At 59.8% G+C, this 19,878-nt stretch carries 17 protein-coding genes and 2 tRNA genes; 4 read left to right on the top strand and 15 right to left on the bottom strand.

Features of this window, described 5'->3' with window-relative positions:
* Positions 1-251 precede the first annotated feature (251 nt).
* The 5 genes from ACO54Z_RS01505 to pgeF form a co-directional block, all read right to left on the bottom strand.
* Positions 252-327 (bottom strand) — tRNA-Thr (locus ACO54Z_RS01505).
* 274 nt (positions 328-601) lie between these two features.
* Complete coding sequence (locus ACO54Z_RS01500) at positions 602-1,000, bottom strand: hypothetical protein (protein ID WP_485995420.1); 399 nt, start codon at positions 998-1,000, stop codon at positions 602-604.
* A 382-nt stretch (positions 1,001-1,382) separates the two neighbouring features.
* Positions 1,383-3,458 (bottom strand): EAL domain-containing protein, encoded by a 2,076-nt coding sequence (locus tag ACO54Z_RS01495; RefSeq protein WP_485995419.1) that lies wholly within the window; start codon positions 3,456-3,458, stop codon positions 1,383-1,385.
* A 68-nt stretch (positions 3,459-3,526) separates the two neighbouring features.
* Positions 3,527-4,741, bottom strand: coding sequence for a phosphoglycerate dehydrogenase (gene serA, locus ACO54Z_RS01490; protein WP_485995418.1), 1,215 nt, complete (start codon positions 4,739-4,741; stop codon positions 3,527-3,529).
* 46 nt (positions 4,742-4,787) lie between these two features.
* On the bottom strand, positions 4,788-5,540 hold the full coding sequence (gene pgeF / locus ACO54Z_RS01485; RefSeq protein ID WP_485995417.1) for a peptidoglycan editing factor PgeF: 753 nt from the start codon (positions 5,538-5,540) through the stop codon (positions 4,788-4,790).
* Positions 5,541-5,576: 36 nt separating this feature from the next.
* Between pgeF and ACO54Z_RS01480 the strand changes: the two genes are divergently transcribed.
* Positions 5,577-5,653: transfer RNA gene (locus tag ACO54Z_RS01480), tRNA-Pro, on the top strand.
* Between the two features lie 43 nt (positions 5,654-5,696).
* On the opposite strand, the gene ACO54Z_RS01475 is transcribed toward ACO54Z_RS01480, so the two are convergent.
* The 5 genes from ACO54Z_RS01475 to ACO54Z_RS01455 all read right to left on the bottom strand — a co-directional run bounded on the left by ACO54Z_RS01475 (position 5,697) and on the right by ACO54Z_RS01455 (position 9,848).
* On the bottom strand, positions 5,697-6,665 hold the full coding sequence (locus ACO54Z_RS01475) for an asparaginase (protein WP_485995416.1): 969 nt from the start codon (positions 6,663-6,665) through the stop codon (positions 5,697-5,699).
* Positions 6,662-7,150, bottom strand: a complete 489-nt coding sequence (gene lspA, locus ACO54Z_RS01470; protein WP_485995415.1) for a signal peptidase II — start codon at positions 7,148-7,150, stop codon at positions 6,662-6,664. Before lspA ends, ACO54Z_RS01475 begins: the two co-directional genes overlap by 4 nt.
* Positions 7,151-7,166: 16 nt before the next feature.
* Positions 7,167-7,982, bottom strand: coding sequence for an ABC transporter permease (locus ACO54Z_RS01465; RefSeq protein WP_485995414.1), 816 nt, complete (start codon positions 7,980-7,982; stop codon positions 7,167-7,169).
* 16 nt (positions 7,983-7,998) lie between these two features.
* Positions 7,999-8,889 (bottom strand): ABC transporter ATP-binding protein, encoded by an 891-nt coding sequence (locus ACO54Z_RS01460; protein WP_485995413.1) that lies wholly within the window; start codon positions 8,887-8,889, stop codon positions 7,999-8,001.
* 77 nt (positions 8,890-8,966) lie between these two features.
* Complete coding sequence (locus ACO54Z_RS01455) at positions 8,967-9,848, bottom strand: LysR family transcriptional regulator (RefSeq protein ID WP_485995412.1); 882 nt, start codon at positions 9,846-9,848, stop codon at positions 8,967-8,969.
* A gap of 103 nt (positions 9,849-9,951) precedes the next feature.
* On the opposite strand from ACO54Z_RS01455, the gene metE reads away from it, so the two are divergent.
* Positions 9,952-12,231: a 5-methyltetrahydropteroyltriglutamate--homocysteine S-methyltransferase gene (gene metE, locus ACO54Z_RS01450; protein ID WP_485995411.1), complete on the top strand. Its 2,280-nt coding sequence runs from the start codon at positions 9,952-9,954 to the stop codon at positions 12,229-12,231.
* Positions 12,232-12,680: 449 nt separating this feature from the next.
* Here metE and ACO54Z_RS01445 read toward each other — a convergent pair whose 3' ends face one another.
* The 5 genes from ACO54Z_RS01445 to ACO54Z_RS01425 form a co-directional block, all read right to left on the bottom strand.
* On the bottom strand, positions 12,681-13,853 hold the full coding sequence (locus ACO54Z_RS01445) for a BaiN/RdsA family NAD(P)/FAD-dependent oxidoreductase (RefSeq protein ID WP_485995410.1): 1,173 nt from the start codon (positions 13,851-13,853) through the stop codon (positions 12,681-12,683).
* Positions 13,854-14,549: a sulfate transporter CysZ gene (gene cysZ, locus ACO54Z_RS01440; protein WP_485995409.1), complete on the bottom strand. Its 696-nt coding sequence runs from the start codon at positions 14,547-14,549 to the stop codon at positions 13,854-13,856.
* Positions 14,550-14,924: 375 nt separating this feature from the next.
* The gene (locus ACO54Z_RS01435; protein ID WP_485995408.1) at positions 14,925-15,593 is read right to left on the bottom strand and encodes a hypothetical protein; all 669 of its coding nucleotides are present in this window, start codon (positions 15,591-15,593) and stop codon (positions 14,925-14,927) included.
* A gap of 26 nt (positions 15,594-15,619) precedes the next feature.
* Positions 15,620-16,120, bottom strand: a complete 501-nt coding sequence (locus ACO54Z_RS01430; protein ID WP_485995407.1) for a hypothetical protein — start codon at positions 16,118-16,120, stop codon at positions 15,620-15,622.
* A gap of 58 nt (positions 16,121-16,178) precedes the next feature.
* Positions 16,179-17,084 carry a hydrogen peroxide-inducible genes activator gene (locus tag ACO54Z_RS01425; RefSeq protein ID WP_485995406.1) on the bottom strand — a complete coding sequence of 302 codons (906 nt, stop codon included), beginning with the start codon at positions 17,082-17,084 and terminating at the stop codon, positions 16,179-16,181.
* A 153-nt stretch (positions 17,085-17,237) separates the two neighbouring features.
* On the opposite strand from ACO54Z_RS01425, the gene ahpC reads away from it, so the two are divergent.
* Together ahpC and ahpF are read left to right on the top strand one after the other, a co-directional pair.
* A complete protein-coding gene (ahpC, locus tag ACO54Z_RS01420; protein ID WP_366916269.1) occupies positions 17,238-17,804 on the top strand; it encodes an alkyl hydroperoxide reductase subunit C in 567 nt (188 codons plus the stop codon).
* A 489-nt stretch (positions 17,805-18,293) separates the two neighbouring features.
* A complete protein-coding gene (gene ahpF / locus ACO54Z_RS01415; protein ID WP_485995405.1) occupies positions 18,294-19,856 on the top strand; it encodes an alkyl hydroperoxide reductase subunit F in 1,563 nt (520 codons plus the stop codon).
* The last annotated feature ends 22 nt before the right edge of the window (positions 19,857-19,878 follow it).

The raw sequence follows: 19,878 nt of genomic DNA, 5'->3' as shown, positions 1-19,878 counted from the left end.
TTTCTATATCAACTACGGATTTGTTTGAGGCAGCATACATTTTAGGACACCACCCTATTTTGAGGGAATGTTCGCCCTTAATTATGGGTGATGCAGCGTTCTGTACGGCGAGGGGCGAGGCGGCGCAACGCCGTACAGAACTAACTTTGTGAGAATGGCTATAGCCGAACTCGGTAAGCAGGACAGCGTATCTTTTGAACCATAAAAAAAGCCCCGCATAAGCGGGGCAAAATATGAAGGAGAAAAATGCCTGGAGCCGGTGAAGGGACTTGAACCCATGACCTGCGCGTTACGAATGCGCTGCTCTACCAACTGAGCTACACCGGCGAAGCCGACGCAATCATACACATAACCGCATTAACTGGCAACCTGTAATCGTACTATCGGGCATAATCACCCGAAACGGCAGTACTATAATGACGTTAAAGTATTTGGATTATGCGAAATAGGCCGAATTGGCGCGTGGTGGAAACAGTATTGCCAAGATGGACGGAGTATTTATAGCCATCCACCGAAAGCCTCATACTGTGTTGCGCCGCTTCGCCGTACAACCGCGTACTGTCTTCAGCGGCGCGCCTTGTCTGAAACTTTCGGAGGATGGCTATAATCCTGATGAGCAAACCGCATTTCCGTTTAAAATTGGCGAAATTGAGCGCGTCTCTATGCCAAAATCGTCTGTACCCATTGGGAAAACCGGGCAGGCGACATCGCCAAAATAGCGCAAACTCATATCGCTATATGCCCTGTGGTGGAAGTCATCGATTTTATTATCAAGAGTGTGGAAGATGTCTTGTGCAGCAGATTGGACAGCAGTTTGCAGAATAAAGGCGAGCATATCCTTGACCCCTTTACCGGGACGATAATCCTCATTACCCGCTCGCGGTAAAATGGCGCCATTCTTGCTGCACAGCTGCCGGGAAAATACCAAAACGAAATTCACGCCAATGAAATGAGCCTGTTCGCCTACTACGCCGCCATCAATATTGAAGTCGCCTATCACGGTACATTCATCTCAATACTGGCGAGAATATGAGCCGACAGCGGCGCAACACCGTATGAGGCTTTCGGTGGATGGCTATAACCTGCCGCTGGGATATTCTCTCCCTCCTTGCTTATAGCGATACTCACAAAGTTCTGTACAAGGCGCGCCGCCGAAGACAGTACGCTTTTGTACGGCGAGGCGGCGCAACGCCGTACAGGGCTTTGTGAGGATTGCTATATCAGCAGCCGCTTGTGTCGCGCGCTCACCCTGCAATCATCGCGCTGGAGCTGTTTGTGTTGTCATGAAAAAGCCTCCGCGCCACGGGATCAAGCCCGTTGTGGATGCGGAGGCTCATGTTGTCAGGCAGGCGGTGAGGATGCGCGACCCGCCAGCGTGGGTATCAGAACAACGGTTCGCTGAAGTCGAAGGCGAATTTGTCCATTGCCGGGACAATGCCGTCGCCCTGGATGTACTGGATGTCGTGCGGCCAGACGCGCGAGAGCTGCGCCGGGGATTCCATGTTGTCGGCAATGAGCATGGTGTGGTGTTCCCCGGCGTATTTTTTGACTTCGCGCATGAATTCTTCTTCTTCGCGGTCTTCAAAGGTGTCAATTTCGCGCATATCCAGCTTGATGACTTCGGGTTTGACCCGCTCCAGCATTTCGCGCACGGTGGCATCCATCCGCCCGACCCCGGCAAGGGCGAAGCGGCTGCCCTGCGGCCGCATTTTTTCGATGAGGTGTACCGCGCCGGTGAAGCCGTTGGCGAGGTTGTCAAGCCGCAGTTCAAAGGTAATCTGGCTGGGGCTGATGCCGGTGGCGCGCAGTTGGCTGTCAATCCATTCGGGGAAGGTGTCGTCCAGCATGGTGTCGGTGCTGAGGTTGATGAAGCATTGCAGCGCGCGCTGGTCGCCTTCGTAGGAAAGGATGTCCTGAATCATCGCGGTGATTTTGTAGCGATCAAACTGGCGTGCAAAGCCGAAGCGTTCGGCCACCTGCATCAGTTGATCCAGTTCCATCATCTGCGGTGCCTCGCCGCCTTCGATATCGCTTGCCGGTGGCAGTACGAGCAGACGCTCGGCGTAACGCGGCACACCGTCGGCTTCGAGCGCGCTGATAGGCTGGTACTGCACGCGCAGGCGGTCGTCGTCAAGGATGGCCTGGATTTCGTTGACACGGCGTTCGTCCTTGCGCGAGATGTCGCCGCTCATCGGCTCGGCAACGCGGTCGCTGCTTTGGCTCATGGCGAGGCTGCGTACCGCGCGGAAGCCTTTGGAAACAAGGTCTTCGTAACCGCTTTCGCTGGTGATTTCAGAGATGCCGGCGAAGACTTTGGGGTGGACGAGGCGGCCGATGTTTTCCGGCACGACTTCGTCCAGGTGCGCAATCAGGCCGTTCACCCGCTTGATGGTGTCTTCCTTGTTGCCGGTCAGCCACAGTGCCAGGCCGTCGTCGGTGAAGCGCGCCATTTCCGTGCTGGGGGGCAGGAAGCGTTTGGTCGTCTCGGCCACGGTTTTCATCATGATTTCTGCTGCCTTGTAGCCGTCTTTCTGCCAAACCTCGCGGTAGTTTTCCAGCCAGGCATAGACCCAGTAACCAAGCACGGTCTTGGGCTCGCTGCGCTCTTGCGTCTGCTTGAGTGAAGCGGCGATGACGCGCGGCCCGGCGAGGCTGGTGGTCGGATCGAGGCCGGTACCGCCGCCACCGCCCGCGTTTGCGCTGCGGAAATACATTTGCAGCCCCGGCTCGCCGTGGATGACGATGCTGGAAACGCTCAGGTTGACATCCACCTTGCCGCCGTTAATCGCTTGCAGCTCAAAGCGTTCGCTCGGTACCACTTCTTTTTCCGTCGCCTTTTTCATCAGCGCCTTGATGCCGCGCTCGCTTTTGTGCGGGACGAAGCTCATCAGCGTCAGCTCGTCCAGCGCGGCGCGGTCTTTCACGCCAAAGGTGTGCAAAAACGCGGGGTTGGCATCAACGAACAGTCCGTCCTGGACATAGGCGACCGGGTCGGGCAGATCGTGGTAAATGCGTTCGTAGCGGTCGCTGATGGCTTTGGCGTCTTTTTCGACGCCGTGCAGGGTGCGGTCAAAATGGGCGACGCGCATCAGTTGTTGTACGTGCTTGACTGCGCTCAACAAATCGCGGCGGGCGCAGGCGTATTCGGCGCCTTGTTTTATCCATTGGTCGAGGCCTTCCGGTTTGCTGTCAATGACGATGACCGGCACCGGCGGGTGTATTTTTTCGCGCACGATCGGGCGCAGTTTGTCCATCGACGGCAGTCCTTCTTGCACGGCAAGGACGACGATGTCCGGGCGGCTTTCCAGCATGCGCGATTCGGCCTGCTCCAGCGTCTCCGCGCGGCGCTCGTTCAGCAGGAAAAAGCGCTGCACGCCCTTGCTAAAGGCCAGCATCCATTCCATGTCGTTGCTGATCATCAGAATCGAGCAGGATTCTTTGACGGTTTCTTCTGCCATGTTGTATTCCTTTCAATGTGTTCCGAAAAGCGCCGCATTATGCTATGAACGGCGCATATTGCCAAATGCTAATAGATGATGCGGCTGCGGATGGTCCCGGCGACGCTTTTGAGTTGTTCCAGCGCCACTTGCGAGTCGCTATGTGCCACGTCCATCACCAGATAGCCAATTTCGCCTTTAGTAATCAGCGTTTGTGCGGCGATGTTGATGCCGTGTTCGGCGAAGAGGTGGTTGACTGCGGAGAGCACGCCGGGCTGGTTGCGGTGGATGTGCAGCAGGCGGTGCGTGTCCTCGCGCAAGGGCAGCGATACTTCGGGGAAATTTACCGCGCCGACGGTCGCGCCGCTTTTCAGGTACTGCACGAAACGCCCCGCCACTTCCAGGCCGATGTTTGCCTGCGCTTCAATCGTCGAACCGCCGATGTGCGGCGTGAGGATGACGTTTTCCATGCCGCGCAGCGGCGAGTTGAGCGCTTCATCGCTGCCTTTCGGTTCAACCGGGAAGACGTCCAGCGCCGCACCGGCGATATGACCGCTCGCCAGCGCTTCGGCGAGGTCGTCAATGACTACGCACTGGCCGCGAGCGGCGTTAATCAGCATTGCGCCCGGCTTCATCAAATACAGTTCGCGCGCGCCGATAAGATCGCGCGTCTCCGGCGTTTCCGGCACGTGCAGGCTGACTATATCCGCCTGCGCCAAGAGCGCGTCGAGTGAGGTGGCGGCTTCGGCGTTACCGAGCGGCAGACGCGCCTGGATGTCATGGTAAATCACGCGCATGCCGAGGTTTTCCGCGAGGATGGATAACTGCGCGCCGATATTGCCGTAGCCGACGATGCCGAGCGTCTTGCCGCGCGCCTCGCAGGCGCCTTTCGCGTCCTTCGGCCAACGCCCGCTGTGTACCGCCTGGTTGCGTGCCATCAGCCCGCGCAGCAGGCAGATGATTTCCGCCAGCACCAGTTCGGCGACCGAACGCGTGTTGGAATAGGGCGCGTTGAACACCGGAATGCCGAGCGCCTGCGCCGCCTCCAGCGCGACCTGATTGGTACCGATGCAAAAGCAGCCGACTGCCTTCAAATGCGGCGCCGCCTGCAATACTTCCGCGCTGAGCTGGGTGCGCGAGCGGATGCCGACCACGTCTGCATTTTGCAAGGCGTCCAGCAGCGCCGCACCTTCGAGCGCTGCCGGGCGTAAATCCACGCGGGCAAACCCCGCCTGTTTCAGTGCGGTCACCGCGTTCGGGTGGATGCCTTCGAGCAGCAAAATGCGCGTATCGTGATTTAACATGTCCAACAATCCATCATTCATTAAGAATTTAGATTATAGCACCGGGCTAGCGGCGCGGCGCGATGAAGGTCGCCATCCGTCCCGCTTCTGCGCCATTACGGCGGTGCGAGAAAAAGCGGCGGTCGGCAAACGAGCACAGGCCACAGTCGCTAGTTTGCGCCGCCGGAATCCCCGCATCCTGCAACTGCATTCGCGCGATGGCGGGCAAATCAGCGAGCCAATGGCCGGGGCGGTTGGCGGCAAACGCCGCGGTAAAACGCCCGTCCTGTTCGATAAAACGCTGAAAAAACGGCGCGTCCACCTCATAATTTTCCTGACGGATACAGGGGCCAATCCAGGCAAACAGCGACGCGGGCGCGGTTGCCATCGCCTTGACCGTCGCCGCGATAATGCCGCGATGTAACCCCGGCCAACCGGCATGCACCGCCGCCCAGACCGTCGCGTTGCGGTCGGCAAGCAGAACAGGAACACAATCGGCGGTCATCACCACCGGCACCCGCGCCGCCTCGCGACTCACCAGCGCATCGCCTTCCACCCCCGCCTGATAATCCACCGCCTGCCACACCGTTGCGCTATGCACCTGGCTCAACCACAGCCATTGCGCCGCTGCTGGTAACAACCGCGCCAACTGCGCCCGTGCGACCGCGACCCGCGCCGGATCATCCGCCACATGGCGCGCCAGATTAAAACCCTGCGTCACGAGCGGGTTAGCGGTCATCGAAGTACCCGCGACGAAACGGTCGGCGAGCGGCCAATCAGCCGCCAACCACGGGATTTCCGCGGGAAAAAGCGCTTGCATCGAACCTCCAAATCTCTATAATGCGCGGCTTCAAGTCGGAGTGTAGCGCAGCCTGGTAGCGCACTTGCATGGGGTGCAAGGGGTCGCAGGTTCAAATCCTGTCTCTCCGACCATTCAATTCCAAACGCCCAACCTTCACCGGTTGGGCGTTTTCTTTTAGGCGTTTGACCAGCGCGCGGCGAGCGGCGCATCGCTTTCCGCGAGCAGACAATGCAGGCGGGTATAAACCGCCTCCGGCGTCAGCCTGCCGCCGCCGAGTGCGCCGAGACGTGCCGCGCCGACCGCATAACTGTGCCCGGCAACCTCGCCGCGCCAGCACTGGCTGACATTCACCACGCACACCCCGCGCGCCATCGCCGCCTGCAACGCCTGATGCAAATCGGCACGCGCGGGCACATTGCCAACGCCGTAGCTGAGCAGCACCAGCCCACGCAGCCGCTCATCCGCGAGCAGCGGCGCAAACGCACACTCCGGCATCCCCGGCGTCACCAGCAGACTCGCCACCGCCCCCTCCTGAAAACCGCGCCATTTGCCGCGCAAAAAAGCGCTCTCCTCGCGCTCCTCGAAAAGCGGCGCGGACAACAGCGCCGTCTGCCCGTCAAACGTGCCGAGCCAGTCGGTATTTGGCGTGTCAAACGCGGCAAAACTCTGCGCGTCCAACTTGCGCACCGCATCGCCGCGCAACAGGCGGTCATAAAAAAACACCGCCGTCTGCTGCACATCCTCCAGCGCGGCAAACGCCAGCGCCCCGCGCACATTGCGCAGCGCGTCACTCTCCGGCTGACCGAGCGGAATCTGCGCCCCGGTCAGCACCACCGCCCGCCCCAGCCCGCGCAGCATTTCGCTCAAGGCGGCGGCACTGTAGGCGAGCGTATCGGTGCCGTGCAGGATGACAAAACCGCGATAATCCTCACGGTGCGCGGCTACCGCATCGGCGAGCCGCTGCCAGGCGGCGGGCGTGGCGGAAGAGCTGTCAATCGCCGGTTCGCAGGTAAAGACATCAAAATCCATATCCGACAATGCTGCCTGCAAACGCGCAACAAATTGCGGGTCGGAAACGAGACCGTGCGCTCCCGGCTTCATGCCGATGGTGCCGCCCGCATAAATGACAAGCGTATCACTCACAGCCGACTCCCGGCGCGCCATTCAACCAGCCAGGCAATAATCAAAAAGCCGACGCCCATACAAATGCCGACATCGGCGACATTAAACGTCGGCCAATACGCATTGCCAATATGCCAGCTAATAAAATCCGTCACCATGCCGTGCATGACGCGGTCATACAAATTGCCAATGGCGCCGCCCAAAATACTGGCATAGGCGAAACGCACCAGACCGGTGGTACGCTCAAATAAAATCGCATAGCACAACCACAGCCCAATCAGAATGGCGACGCCCATAAAAAACCAGCGCTGCCAGCCACCGCCATCGGCAAACAAACTGAATGCCGCGCCCTCATTATAGGCGAGCTTGAAATTCATCCAACTGGTAAGGCGCATCACCACCCCGTTAGCCAATTCCGATTGCGCCCAAATCTTGCTGAAATAATCGGCGGCAAACCACGCCCCGGCAACGACAAAAGCAAAAAACTTCTGCAAAAAAATCTTCATAAAAACTCCTAAAAAATTACAGCGTCTTGCGCCGAAACAAAAAAATTCCCAATGCCAAAGGAGCGGCAATCCACGCCAGCAACACCAGCGCCAGCACGCCCTGGGCAATGCCGCCCTGCGCGCCAAGACCGCTCGCCATATTGCCACTCAAATTAAGCAGGCGGTAAGTGTCGGTCGGGTTGGCGAGCAACAGCGCATTGAGCAAATCCTTGCCAATATGCTGCCCCTTGTCGGCAATAAGCACACCGAGCAGGGCAAAATCATAGAGCAGCACAAAAAACAGCCAGACGCCAATTGCCATTCCCGCTGCGCTGCCGCGCTGTTTGGCAATGGCGCTTAACACATAACCAATCGCCAAAAACACCGCGCCCAGCAATAACGTCGTCAAAGTCATCTTGAAAAACGGCTGCCAAACTGCCCAGGAAAAGCCAATATTCTTGTGCAACAGCGCCACCGCAATCCCGGCGACACAATAACCAATGGCAATGGCGACGGCGAGAATCGCGCCCTGTCCCAAAAATTTGCCTGCGACCACCTGCCAGCGCGATAGCGGATACGACAAAAGCAGCGCCATCGTGCCGCGCTCAATCTCGCCGACAATCGCATCATAAGAAAGCAAGAGCGCAATCAGCGGAATCAAATAAATATTGAGTGTCGCCAGACTCACCACGGTAATGGCGAGTGCATTGGCTTTTGTCTCGCCAGCGGGGGCGCTGCCGAGAAAGGCAAGGGTCAGGGCAAAGGCGGCGAGCAGAATGGCAATCGCCAATACCCAGCGGTTACGCAGCCCGTCTTTCAATTCCTTGCGGGCGAGGGTCAATAAAGTATTCATCAATAAAATCCGGGTATCAAACCGCCGCTTCTTCGCGGCGCAAAAAATGGGCGTACAAATCATCGAGCGCGGGCGGCAACATATCGACGTTGCGCGGCGTTCCCGCCTGCCACAGTGCGCCGAGCAGCGCGGTTTTCTCGCTCTCGGCGCAGTCGCAAAACCACTGCCCGGCACCATCGGCCTGCCACGGCGCGGGCAGGGCGGGCGCGGGCTCGTCAAACCAGACGCGCAGCCGCGTCGGCAGACCTGCGTCCTGCCGCAGCGCCTGCAAACTGCCGTCGGCGGTCTTGACGCCGTTTTTCATGATGACAATGCGGTCGGCCTGGTCGGCCAGCTCGGCGAGTGCGTGCGAGGACAGCAGAATCGCCGTGCCCTGCGCCGCCAGTTCGGCGAGGATGCGGTAAAAATCGGCACGCGAGGCGGGGTCAAGCCCGGTGGTTGGCTCGTCCAGCAAGAGGATTTTCGGCTGGCCGAGCAGGGCTTGTGCCAGCGCGAGACGCTGCCGCATCCCCTTGGAATAGGTGCCGACGCGCTTGCCCGCCGCCTCCAGAATGCCGACGCGGGCGAGCAACTCGCGGTTGCCCGCGTTACCCAACCCTTTGAGGCTGGCGAAAAAGGCGAGCGTTTCGAAGCCGGTCATGTTCGGATACAGCGCGACCGTCTCCGGCAAATAGCCGATGATTTGCCGCGCGGCGACGCTACCCGCCGCATGGCCGTTGATGCTGATGCTGCCGCGCGTCGGCGCGAGCAGACCGAGCAGCATTTTCATCAGGGTGGACTTGCCCGCGCCGTTATGCCCGGCGAGGGCGACCGTTTCCCCGGCGTCAATGTGGATGTCCACATCGCTGACGGCGGTGAATCCGGCGAAGGTTTTTTGCAACTGTTGGGCGGCGAGAATGGCGCTCATGGGGATTCCGGTGGTTAAAAGGCGGGCTTTTTACCACGCCCGCGCACAGGCGGCAACTGCGAGGCGGTGTGCCGCCCTCAGCGCACCCGCTTGGCGATTTCAATAAAGCCGTCAATGTAGTCCACCTGGCGCTCGTCGGCGCGCAAGCCGAGGTGGATGTGTTTGTAGATGCCGTCGCCGAGGCGCAGGCAGGCGAGCGGCAGGTGCGCCGCCTGTTCGCGGATGAGCCAGTGCGGCAGTGCGGTCACGCCTCGGTTGGCGGCGACCATTTGCAGCAGGATTTCGGTGGTTTCCAGGGTGCGGTGCGCGGCAACGCTGCGTTCGGCAGGCAGCAGGAATTGCTGGAAGATGTCGAGCCGTTCCACCGGCACCGGGTAGGTCAGCAGGGTTTCGTGCGCAAGGTCTTGCGGTTGCGCCACGCTTTTTGCCGCAAGCGGATGGTCGCGCGCCACCACCAGCACCTGTTCGTAAGGGAAGACGGGGAGGAAATGCAGCCCCGCGCTTTGTACCGGGTCGGGGGTGATGAGCACGTCCACTTCGTAGGCGAGCAGCGCGCTCGCGCCCTTGAATTGGAATTGTTGTTTGACATCAACATCGACGCGCGGCCACGCTTGCAGATAGGGTGCGACGGTTTTCAGCAGCCACTGATAGCAGGGGTGGCATTCCATGCCGATGCGCAACAGCCCGCTTTGGCCGCGCGCGTAGTAGCCGAGCTGTTCTTCGAGGTGGTCAAATTGCGGCAGCACGCGGCGCGCGAAGCGGTGCAGCCGTTCGCCCGCCTGGGTCAGGCGCAGGTTGCGCCCTTCTTTGTGCCACAGCGGCGCGCCGAGCTGTTCTTCCAGTTTCTTGATGGTGTGGCTCAGCGCCGATTGCGAGAGGTAGAGGCTTTCGGCGGCCTTGGTGAGGGTGCCGTGTTCGATGACGGCGCGGATGATGTTCAGGTGGTGGCGTTCGAGCATGGCTTATGAGCGTTTTTCATGATTCGATGCAATTTTACCATTTTGCATCATGGGAACCGCCCGCTATAGTGCGCGCTCTCTATTAACCTCTTCAGGAGTAACCATGACTGTCATCCATAACCTCGGCTTTCCGCGTATCGGCGCGAAACGTGAACTGAAATTTGCGCAGGAAGCCTACTGGAAAGGCGAGACCAGCGCCGCCGAACTGCAAGACGTCGCCAAAGCCCTGCGCGCGCGCCACTGGCAGAACCAGGCCGGTTTTGACTACGTTCCGGTCGGCGATTTCACCCTTTATGACCACGTGCTCGACATGAGCGTCACCCTCGGCAACCTGCCGAAACGCGCCTATGAAGGCGGCGGCGACGAGCTGGACGCCTTCTTCCGCACCGCGCGCGGCCGCAGCCCGATTGACAAGGGCGCAGGCGTTGCCGCTGGCGAGATGACCAAATGGTTCAACAGCAACTATCACTACATCGTCCCCGAATTTGACGCCAACACCAGCTTCAAGCTCAACCCGCAGCGCCTGCTCGACCAAATCAAAGAAGCACAAGCGCTCGGTGTGAAAAGCGTCAAACCGGTCATCATCGGCCCGGTGACGTACCTCTGGCTCGGCAAAAGCAAGGACGACAGTGACCGCCTCGCCCTGCTGGAGCGCCTGCTGCCGGTTTACAAACAACTGCTGAACGAACTGGCACAAGCCGGCGCAGAATGGGTGCAGGTGGATGAGCCCTGCCTCGTCACCACCCTGGACAAAAACTGGCGCCAAGCAGTCAAAACCGCCTACCACGAACTCAACCGCACCACGCCGAAAATCCTGCTCACCACCTACTTCAGCGACTTCGGCGACAACCTCAACCTGCTGCACGACCTGCCGGTTGATGGCGTCCACCTCGACACCATCAACGCCCCCGGCGAAATTCACAAACTGGTTGACCTGCTGCCCGCGACCAAAGTCATCTCCCTCGGCGTCGTCGATGGCCGCAACATCTGGAAAACCGACCTCAACCGCCTGCTTGACACCCTTGAGCCCATCCGCGCCCGCCTCGGCGACCGCCTCTGGCTCGCGCCCTCCAGCTCACTGCTGCACGTCCCGGTGGACCTCGACCAGGAAGACAGTCTCGACCCTGAAATCAAAAACTGGCTCGCCTACGCCCTGCAAAAACTGGAAGAGTTGCGTGTCCTGAAAAAAGCGCTCGACAGCGGCCGCGACAGCGTCAAAGCCGAACTCGATGCCAACGCCGCCGCTCTGAAAGCGCGCCGCGAATCCAGTCGCGTCCACAATCCGGCGGTCAAAGCACGCACCGCTGCTGTCACCAAAGAAATGGGCGACCGCAAATCCCCCTACGCCGCGCGCGCGCCGAAACAGCACGCTGCCATCAAACAGCCGCTGTTCCCGACTACTACCATCGGCTCCTTCCCGCAAACCGCCGAAATCCGCAAATCGCGTAGCGACTACAAAAAAGGCGCGATTACAGAAGCCCAGTACATCGCCGACATGCAGGCGGACATCCGCGAATGCGTGAAAATCCAGGAAGAACTGGACATTGACGTCCTCGTCCACGGCGAAGCCGAGCGCAACGACATGGTTGAATACTTCGGCGAACAGCTTGACGGCTACGTCTTCACCCGCTTCGCCTGGGTACAATCCTACGGCTCGCGCTGCGTCAAACCGCCGGTCATCTTCGGCGACATCTCCCGTCCGCGCCCGATGACCGTCAAATGGAGCGAATACGCACAAAGCCTGACCCAGCGCCCGATGAAAGCGATGCTCACCGGCCCGGTCACCATCCTCAACTGGTCCTTCGTACGCGACGACCAGCCGCGCGCCGACACCTGCCTGCAAATCGCCCTCGCCATCCGCGACGAAGTGCTGGATCTGGAAAAAGCCGGCCTCGGTGTCATCCAGATTGACGAACCGGCGCTGCGCGAAGGGCTGCCGCTGAAAAAAGAACAATGGCAGGCGTATCTTGACTGGACGGTGCACGCCTTCCGCGTCTGCGCCAACGGCGTCGAAGACCAAACGCAAATCCACACCCATATGTGCTACAGCGAGTTCAACGACATCATGCAGGCCATTGCCGACCTCGATGCCGACGTCATTACCATCGAAACCTCGCGCTCCGACATGGAGCTGCTCAAGGCATTTGACGACTTCAAATACCCGAACGAAATCGGCCCCGGCGTCTATGATATCCACTCGCCGAACGTGCCGAGCGTGGAAAGCATGGTCGATTTGATGGAAAAAGCGCTGAAACAAATCCCGAAAGAGCGCCTGTGGGTCAACCCGGACTGCGGCCTGAAAACCCGCGCCTGGCCGGAAACCAAAGCGGCACTTGCCAACATGGTGGAAGCGGCGAAAATCCTGCGCAAAAAATACGCCTGATAGTTGGCGTGATGAAGAGCGGTGCTGATGCACCGCTTTTTTGTGGGCGGAAGATTGCTGCGGTCGCTACGCGGTTTTTCACACCCCCTCCCTGACCCTCCCCCGCTTCGCAGGGGAGGGGGATTCAAATTGCAAACACGTCCTAGGGGCTGTTTACAATTCGGCGGGTAAGCCCCTCTTTCGCTGCGCGAGCTGTTCCAGTCCCTCTGGGGGAAGGGCTGGGGTGAGAGCAGCAAACAATTGAAAAATTGGAATTTCGGCTCATCAATAATATCGCTCACCCCCACCCCAACCCTCCCCCGCTGCGGGCTTCGCCCTGCAGGGGAGGGGGATTTTTCAAATTGCAAACAGCCTCTAGAACCGCCCCTACGGGCTTTGCCCTGAAGGGGGAGAGATGCAAATTGTAAACAGCCCCTAGCGCCACAGAATGCGCGATGGCGGGGCAATTCCTACCCCGTCTCTCCCAAATACTGCGCGCAGCTCCACGCCGATGACCACGCCCATTGCAGGTTGTAACCGCCGAGCCAGCCGGTGACGTCCAGCGCTTCGCCGATGAAATGCAGGCCGGGGCGTTTTTTCACCTGGAAGGTTTTCGGGTCAAGTTCGCGCGTGTCGATGCCGCCGCTGCACGCCTCCGCCTTGTGCATCCCTTCCGTGCCACTCGGCATCACCGTGCGGTGTTGCAATTCGTGCAGGATGCGGATGAGTGCGGCGTCGCTGTGGTGTTGCAAGGGGTCTGTGGGGTAGGAAGCCGCAAAGTGGTCGGCGACGGCTTTCGGCAGGTGCGCGCGCAGGAATTGCGCGAGGGTTTGCTGCGGTTGGGCACGTTTGGCGGCGACGAGCGCGTCGGCGGGTAGGTCGGGCAGCGGGTTTACGCTGAGCGTCTGTCCGCGTTGCCACCAGGTTGAGATTTGCAACACCGCCGGGCCGCTGATGCCGCGATGGGTGTAGAGCAGTTGGTCGCGAAAGGCAGGCGCGCCGTCGCACTGGATGATGACTTCATGGCTGATACCGGCGAGCGCGGCGGGCGCATCGGCGAGGGTGAGCGGGACGAGGGCAGGGCGGTAGGGGTAGTTGGCGATGTGGTGCTGTTTGGCGATGCGCAGCGCGAGGTCGGTCGCGCCCAGTTTGGGGTACGACGGCGCGCCGCAGGCAATGACGAGATGCGGGGTGCGGTAATCGCCGCGAGAGGTGTGCAGGCGGAATTGTTCGCCGTCGTGGTGATGTTCCAGCAGGGTGGTGGCGGGTTGCAGGGTCGCGCCGCTCGCGGCAAGCGCTTCGTGCAGGGCGGCGAGAATGCCGCGACCGCGCTGGTTGGCAAAGATTTGCCCCAGGTGTTTTTCGTGCCAGGTGATGCCGCGCGCGCCGAACCAGTCTAGTACGTCTTGCGGGCGGTGGCGGGCAAGTGCTGCGCGGGGGAAGTGCGGATTGTGGCTGTGATAGGTGTCGGCGCTGGCATTGGTGTTGGTGAAGTTGCAGCGGCCACCGCCGGAGACGCGGATTTTTGCGCCAAGGTCGGGGTTGTGGTCGAGCAGCAATACGCGCAGGCCGCGATTGGCGGCGTGGATGGCGCAGTAGGTACCGGCGGCACCGGCGCCGATGATGATGGCGTCGTAACGCATTTAGTCCTCGCGCAGATGGCGGCACCAGTAGAGCGTGGCGGCGATGACGCCGACCGGCATGGCGATGAGGTTCAGGACGGGGACGGTGGTGAGCAGGCTGATGGCACCGCCGCAGGCGAGGCTGTCGCCACGGTGCTGGCGCAGGCGGGTGCGCTGGTCGCGGAAGCGGATGCCGTGGTTGGCCATCGGGTAGTCGAGGTATTGCAGCGCGGCGCACCAGGCGGTGTAGGTGAACCACAGCAGCGGCGCCAGCGGCGGCAGGATGAGGACGAGGATGAGCGTCGGCAGGGCGAGTGCGAGAAAGTAGAGCAGTTTGTGCAGCTCTTGCGCGAAGCTGGCGAGGATTTCGCGCCACAGCGGCGTGTCGGCGGGTGGCGGCTCGCCGCGTTCGGCTTTTTCGACGGCGGCGGCGAGCAGGCTGTTGAACGGCGCGGCGATGAGGTTCGCCATCAGGCTGAAGCTGTAGTAGGTGAGAATGAGCAGGGCAATGGCGATGAGCGGGTAGAGCAGTCCGTGCAGCCAAGCGAGCCAGCCGGGGAGAAAGGCGGTAATCAGCGCGTCGCCGTAGTGGAAGGCGGCGTAGCTGCCTGCGGCGAAGAGGACGATGTTGACCGCGAGCGGCAGCAGGATGAAGCGGCGGATGCCGGGGCGGAAGAGCCAGGCAAAGGCTTCGGTGATGCAGTTAAGGGCGTTCATGGGCGCGGGTTTTTTGGTTTTTTGTGGCGGATGTTGGCGGTGTTCTGAAAGGTATAGTGGGATAAAACAAAGGCAGTCCAAGAGTTTGTTCAAAATCCCGGCCATCCGCACAAATTTGAATTTTTGCGCCGGATTGTCCCCTCCCCTGCAGGGCGAAGCCCGCAGCGGGGGAGGGTTAGGGTGGGGGGGGCGATATTCTCGATAAACCGAAATTCTGCTTTTCCAATTGTTTGCTGTCCTCGCCTCACCCTCTCTCTTGCTTCGCAAACAATGGCGGTCGCTGACGCGGCTGGTTTGCTGCCCCCACCCCAACCCTCCCCCACAGGGGGAGGGAGCATATTGGCGGTTCGCGGTAGCGGGCTTTGTCATGCCGCGTTATTTGCATTTGTCGAGATTGAATTGTACGGCGCGTTTTTGTGTTTCAAATTCTTCGCGCAGGATGTCGCTAACGCCTTCGTCATCGTTTGTGATTTTGACGGCGGGCTGCAATACGATGCGGCATTGCGCTTTGTTGCCCGCATGGTAGTAACTGATGGCCAAATCGTTGCGCTGTGCCAGTTCATCCAGCCAATGGGTAAAGGTTTTGCATTGTTGTAGGTAGTTTTCTTTGATTTTTACCGCGTCTGCATAGTGTTTGTCGCGGTAGGCAGCCTGAAATTTTGCCTCCATTTGTTCTGTTCCCTTGTCGCTGCATTGTGCGGGCTCAGGGCGGTACTGTCCTTCAAATCCGGTATTCAGTCCGCAGTATTCGCGGCATTGGCTTTGCGCGGTTTCGTTATTGCCGGGGACTTTCACTTCTACGTTGCCGTTTTTCAATTTTTTTATTTCGATAATGCAGCCTCTGCCGTCTTCCCAGCGGTTATTTTTCAGGGTGCCTTCGATGTCGCAGACGTTTCCCTGATCGTTGGTGCTGTTCAGGTGAAATTTTTGACCTTTTAATCCCAGCCATTGATCCGGTTCGGCGCGGTAGTTGTCAAATTCTTGCGCGTGAGCGGCAGTCAGGGTTATTGCCAGCAAGGCGGTCAGTTTCGGTAAGGTTTTCATGGTGTGTTTCCTTTTGTTGCATCAGGTTATTCGATACTGCGGTCAAATACGCTGTCGCGTACGGTTACGGTTACCGGTGTGTTCACCGGGATGCGCGAGTGTTCGCTGGCGCGATGGGTACAGACTTTGTGCCTGCTGCCGTCGGGCAGGCGCAGTGTCCATTTCGTGTCGCAGGCGCAGAAGCGGACGCCGCGAATGCGCGCACTGTCGCAGTCTTTGACGCCAATGATGGTCGCCTGCATTGTCTGCGTCTCGCTGAAATATGCTACTGCCAGCAGACGTGGTGCCCAGCTCAGTACCCAGGCAAAGAGGGTCGTGAAAATCAGAGTGAGGATGTGAGGATCGTTCGGCTCCGGGAATAGTCGCGCGAAGCGATAACAGGGATAGACCAGCAGCAACCATAATGCTGCATAGAGTATCCATGCACCGGTTTGCGTGACGTAGGGGCGTTCCATCCAGTAGTCAAACAGCATAAACAGTCCGGCGAGCAGTAATCCGGTAATGATGAGCGCAAGTTTTCCTTTCATGGTATTTCGTGGGTAAATGAAACGGGCGGCCAGATTTGTATCCTGGCCGCCCTGCAGGTTATGCCGCTGCCTTGCTGTTGTCGAGCGCGGTTTTGAACAGCGCCATCAGCGTTTCCAGTTCGGCGGTGCGCGGGTAGTTGGGGCGGGTGATGACGGCGAGGCGGCGGTGCGGCGTGGCGACGTCCAGCGGGACGGTGTGGATGTCCGGCTGGTTTTGCAGCGACGGCAGCGCCATTTCCGGGATGAGGGTGACGCCCATGTCGTTCACCGCCATTTGTACCAGTGTGTTCAGGCTCGCTTCGCGGAAGCTGTCCGGGCTGATGTCGTCGCGGAATTTGCAGATGTCCATAATGTGGTCTTTGAGGCAGTGGCCTTCGCTGAGCAGCAGCAGCGTGCCTTGCCGCAGTTGTTTGGCGGTGATTTTTTCCTGTTTGCTCAACGGGTTGTTCTGGTGGACGACGACGTAGAAGCGCTCCTGGCCAAATTCAAAGGCGTTCAGTCCCGGCGTGTCGTAAGGCAGGGCGATGACGGCGGCGTCGAGCATTCCGTTATGCACCGCGCTGACGAGGCGCTCGCTCACGTCTTCGCGGATGTTCAGCTCGAAATCGGGATAGGCGTGGCGGATGACCGGCAGCGCGCGCGGCAGCAGGTACGGCGCGATGGTCGGGATGAAGCCGACCGCCATCGGGAAGTGCAGTGTTTCCTGCCCGGCGTGGGCGTGCTCAACCAGTTGCTGCGCGTCAAGGTAGATTTGTTGGGCGCGGCGCAGCAGCTCTTCGCCGATGGGGGTAATGACGACCTGTTTGTTGTTGCGCTCAAAGACGATGACGCCGAGGTTTTTTTCCATTTCGGCGATACCGAGCGACAGGGCGGATTGCGAGATGTTGCATTCCTCGGCGGCACGCTTGAAGTGTTTGTGGCGGGCGACCGCGAGGGCAAACTGGATTTGGCGTAGGGTAATCATCTGTTATTCACCTAAATTAAATGAAAATCCATTATATATAAAAAAAACCAAAGCTGAACATTACCGGTTGCAAGGCTTTTCAAGGTGTTGGCGCTGACTATAATACGCGCCGCAGTCGCCACCGCGACACCTTTTCTTCGTAAACCAGGAGCAATCATGCCCATCATCAACCGCAGTATTCCCGAATTCTCCGTGCAAGCTTTCCACAACGGCGAATTCAAGACCGTCACCCATGAAGACGTCAAGGGCAAATGGTCCATTTTCCTGTTCTACCCGGCGGATTTTACCTTCGTCTGCCCGACAGAACTGGAAGACATGGCCAAACACTACGCCGAGCTGCAAGGCCTCGGCGTCGAAGTCTATGCCGTCTCCTGCGACACCCACTTCACCCACAAGGCGTGGCACGACCACAGCCCGGCCATCAGCCAAATCCAGTACCCGATGCTGGGCGACCCGACCGGCGTGCTGGCACGCGGCTTCGACGTGATGATTGAAAGCGAGGGCGTCGCCTACCGTGGCACCTTCCTCGTCAACCCGGAAGGCAAAATCAAGGTCGCGGAAATCCACGACAATGGCATCGGCCGCAGCGCCAAAGATATGCTGCGCAAGGTCAAGGCAGCGCAATATGTCGCCCAGCACGATGGCGAAGTCTGCCCCGCCGCGTGGGAAGCCGGACAGGAAACGCTCAAACCGAGCCTCGACCTCGTCGGCAAAATCTAAACCCGTAGGAGCGGTCAGGCGAAGCCGTAACCGCCCGCATCCATCCGGCCAGATTACGCCGCACCGCATAAAGCAGCAGCGCCTCCGGGCGCTGTTTTCGTAACTTGGCCCCCTCCCCCTGTGGGGGGAGGGGAGGAGACCATGAAAAAGGTGCTCGCCTTTTTTATGGGAACCGGGGTGGGGTTACTCGCGGCATATCCGGTGTTTATTCAAGGCGCACCGTTATACATACACCAACCCCGCTACCCTGTATGTATAGCGATACTCACAAAGTTCTGTACAAAGCGCGCCACCAAAGACAGTACGCATTTGTACGGCGAGGTGACGCAACGCCGTACGGGGCTTTGTGAGGATTGTTATAAAAAACATCGGTGGTATGACCGGCTAACCCCACCCCAGCCCTCCCCCACAGGGGGAGGGAGCCTGTCCGTTGTGGCAAAAGCAGCCGTTACCGCACCATCCATCCCAAATTTACCCACAAGGAACCCCATGCAACTCGAACCCGCCATGCTGGACGCCGTCCGCCAATACTTCGCCGCGCTGACCCGCGACATCACCCTTGTCCTTGCCACGGGCGAACACGCCAAACGCGACGAACTGAAAACCTTCCTCGCGCAAATCGTCGCCACCGCGCCGCGCCTCTCGCTCACGGAAGCCGCCGACCCGGCGCTCACCTCGCCCGTCAGCTTCAAAATCCTTGCCGACGGCGCCGACACCGGCATCATCTTCAGCGGCATCCCCGGCGGCCACGAATTCAGCTCGCTCATCCTCGCCATCCTGCAGGCGGGCGGCAGCGCGCTCAAGCTGGACGACAGCATCCAGACACTCATCCGCGCCGTGCGCCAGCCGCTCGCCTTCACCACCTACGTCTCGCTCTCCTGCCACAACTGCCCGGACGTGGTGCAGACGCTGAACCAGTTTGCGCTTTTGAACCCTTCCATCAGCAGCGAAATGATAGATGGCGGCCTCTTTCAGGAACAAATTGCGGCGAAAAACATCCAGGGCGTGCCAGCGGTTTACCTGAACGGCGAACCCTTCGCCAACGGCAAAATCGACACCGCCCGCCTCGTCGAAAAACTGCTGGAGCGCTACCCCGACCTCGCCCGCGCCGCCGCGCCCGCCGAAGCCTTGCCGCTGCAAGACGTGGTCGTCATCGGCGGCGGCCCCGCCGGAAGCGCCGCCGCCATTTATGCGGCGCGCAAAGGGCTGAAAGTCACCGTCGTCGCCGGCCGCATCGGCGGCCAGGTGAACGACACGATGGACATCGAAAACCTCATCTCCGTGCCGCAAACCACCGGGCCGCAGCTCGCGGGCAACCTGCGCGCGCACCTCGCCGCCTGGCCCGTCACCCTGCGCGAAAACCTGAGCGTCAAAACGGTGGAAAAAGGCGGGGCGACGCACAAAGTGGTGCTGAACACCGGCGAAGTTATCGAAACGCGCACCCTCATCGTCGCCAGCGGCGCCAAATGGCGCGAACTCGGCATCCCCGGCGAAAAAGAAAACATCGGCAACGGCGTCGCCTTCTGCCCGCACTGCGACGGCCCGTTCTTCAAGGACAAAGACATCGCGGTCATCGGCGGCGGTAACAGCGGCGTTGAAGCGGCGCTGGATCTCGCCGGTATCGTCAAAAGCGTTACCGTGCTGGAATTCATGCCGGAGCTGAAGGCGGACAAAGTGCTGGTCGAACAACTGGGCAAACGCGACAACATCCGCGTCATCACCAGCGCCGCCGCGCAGGCGATTGACACAGAAAACGGCAAAGTGAGCAGCCTGCGCTACACCGACCGCACGACCGACACCGCGCAAACACTCACGCTGCAAGGCATCTTCGTGCAAATCGGCCTGGTGCCGAACAGCGACTTTTTGGGCGACGTGGTGGAGCGCACCCGCTTCGGCGAAATCGTCATCAACGCCAAGGGCGAGACCAGCACGCCGGGCATCTTCGCCGCCGGCGACGTGACCACCGTCCCCTACAAACAAATCATCGTGGCGATGGGCGAGGGGGCAAAAGCGGCGCTCTCTGCCTTCGATTACCTACTGCGGCAGGCATAAAACGATAAAAAACGCCGCAGCA

Source organism: Cardiobacterium sp. (assembly GCF_057314735.1).
Note: the sequence above shows the minus strand (reverse complement) of the source record. Positions and strands in the feature narration are given on the sequence as shown.

What these genes read in the sequence shown, in the direction of transcription:
- ACO54Z_RS01495 (WP_485995419.1), bottom strand. Translation starts at nt 3,458, where the DNA reads ATGGCAGAAGAAACCGTCAAAGAATCCTGCTCGATTCTGATGATCAGC.
- serA (WP_485995418.1), bottom strand. Translation starts at nt 4,741, where the DNA reads ATGTTAAATCACGATACGCGCATTTTGCTGCTCGAAGGCATCCACCCG.
- pgeF (WP_485995417.1), bottom strand. Translation starts at nt 5,540, where the DNA reads ATGCAAGCGCTTTTTCCCGCGGAAATCCCGTGGTTGGCGGCTGATTGG.
- lspA (WP_485995415.1), bottom strand. Translation starts at nt 7,150, where the DNA reads ATGAAGATTTTTTTGCAGAAGTTTTTTGCTTTTGTCGTTGCCGGGGCG.
- ACO54Z_RS01465 (WP_485995414.1), bottom strand. Translation starts at nt 7,982, where the DNA reads ATGAATACTTTATTGACCCTCGCCCGCAAGGAATTGAAAGACGGGCTG.
- ACO54Z_RS01460 (WP_485995413.1), bottom strand. Translation starts at nt 8,889, where the DNA reads ATGAGCGCCATTCTCGCCGCCCAACAGTTGCAAAAAACCTTCGCCGGA.
- ACO54Z_RS01455 (WP_485995412.1), bottom strand. Translation starts at nt 9,848, where the DNA reads ATGCTCGAACGCCACCACCTGAACATCATCCGCGCCGTCATCGAACAC.
- metE (WP_485995411.1), top strand. Translation starts at nt 9,952, where the DNA reads ATGACTGTCATCCATAACCTCGGCTTTCCGCGTATCGGCGCGAAACGT.
- ACO54Z_RS01445 (WP_485995410.1), bottom strand. Translation starts at nt 13,853, where the DNA reads ATGCGTTACGACGCCATCATCATCGGCGCCGGTGCCGCCGGTACCTAC.
- cysZ (WP_485995409.1), bottom strand. Translation starts at nt 14,549, where the DNA reads ATGAACGCCCTTAACTGCATCACCGAAGCCTTTGCCTGGCTCTTCCGC.
- ACO54Z_RS01435 (WP_485995408.1), bottom strand. Translation starts at nt 15,593, where the DNA reads ATGAAAACCTTACCGAAACTGACCGCCTTGCTGGCAATAACCCTGACT.
- ACO54Z_RS01430 (WP_485995407.1), bottom strand. Translation starts at nt 16,120, where the DNA reads ATGAAAGGAAAACTTGCGCTCATCATTACCGGATTACTGCTCGCCGGA.
- ACO54Z_RS01425 (WP_485995406.1), bottom strand. Translation starts at nt 17,084, where the DNA reads ATGATTACCCTACGCCAAATCCAGTTTGCCCTCGCGGTCGCCCGCCAC.
- ahpF (WP_485995405.1), top strand. Translation starts at nt 18,294, where the DNA reads ATGCAACTCGAACCCGCCATGCTGGACGCCGTCCGCCAATACTTCGCC.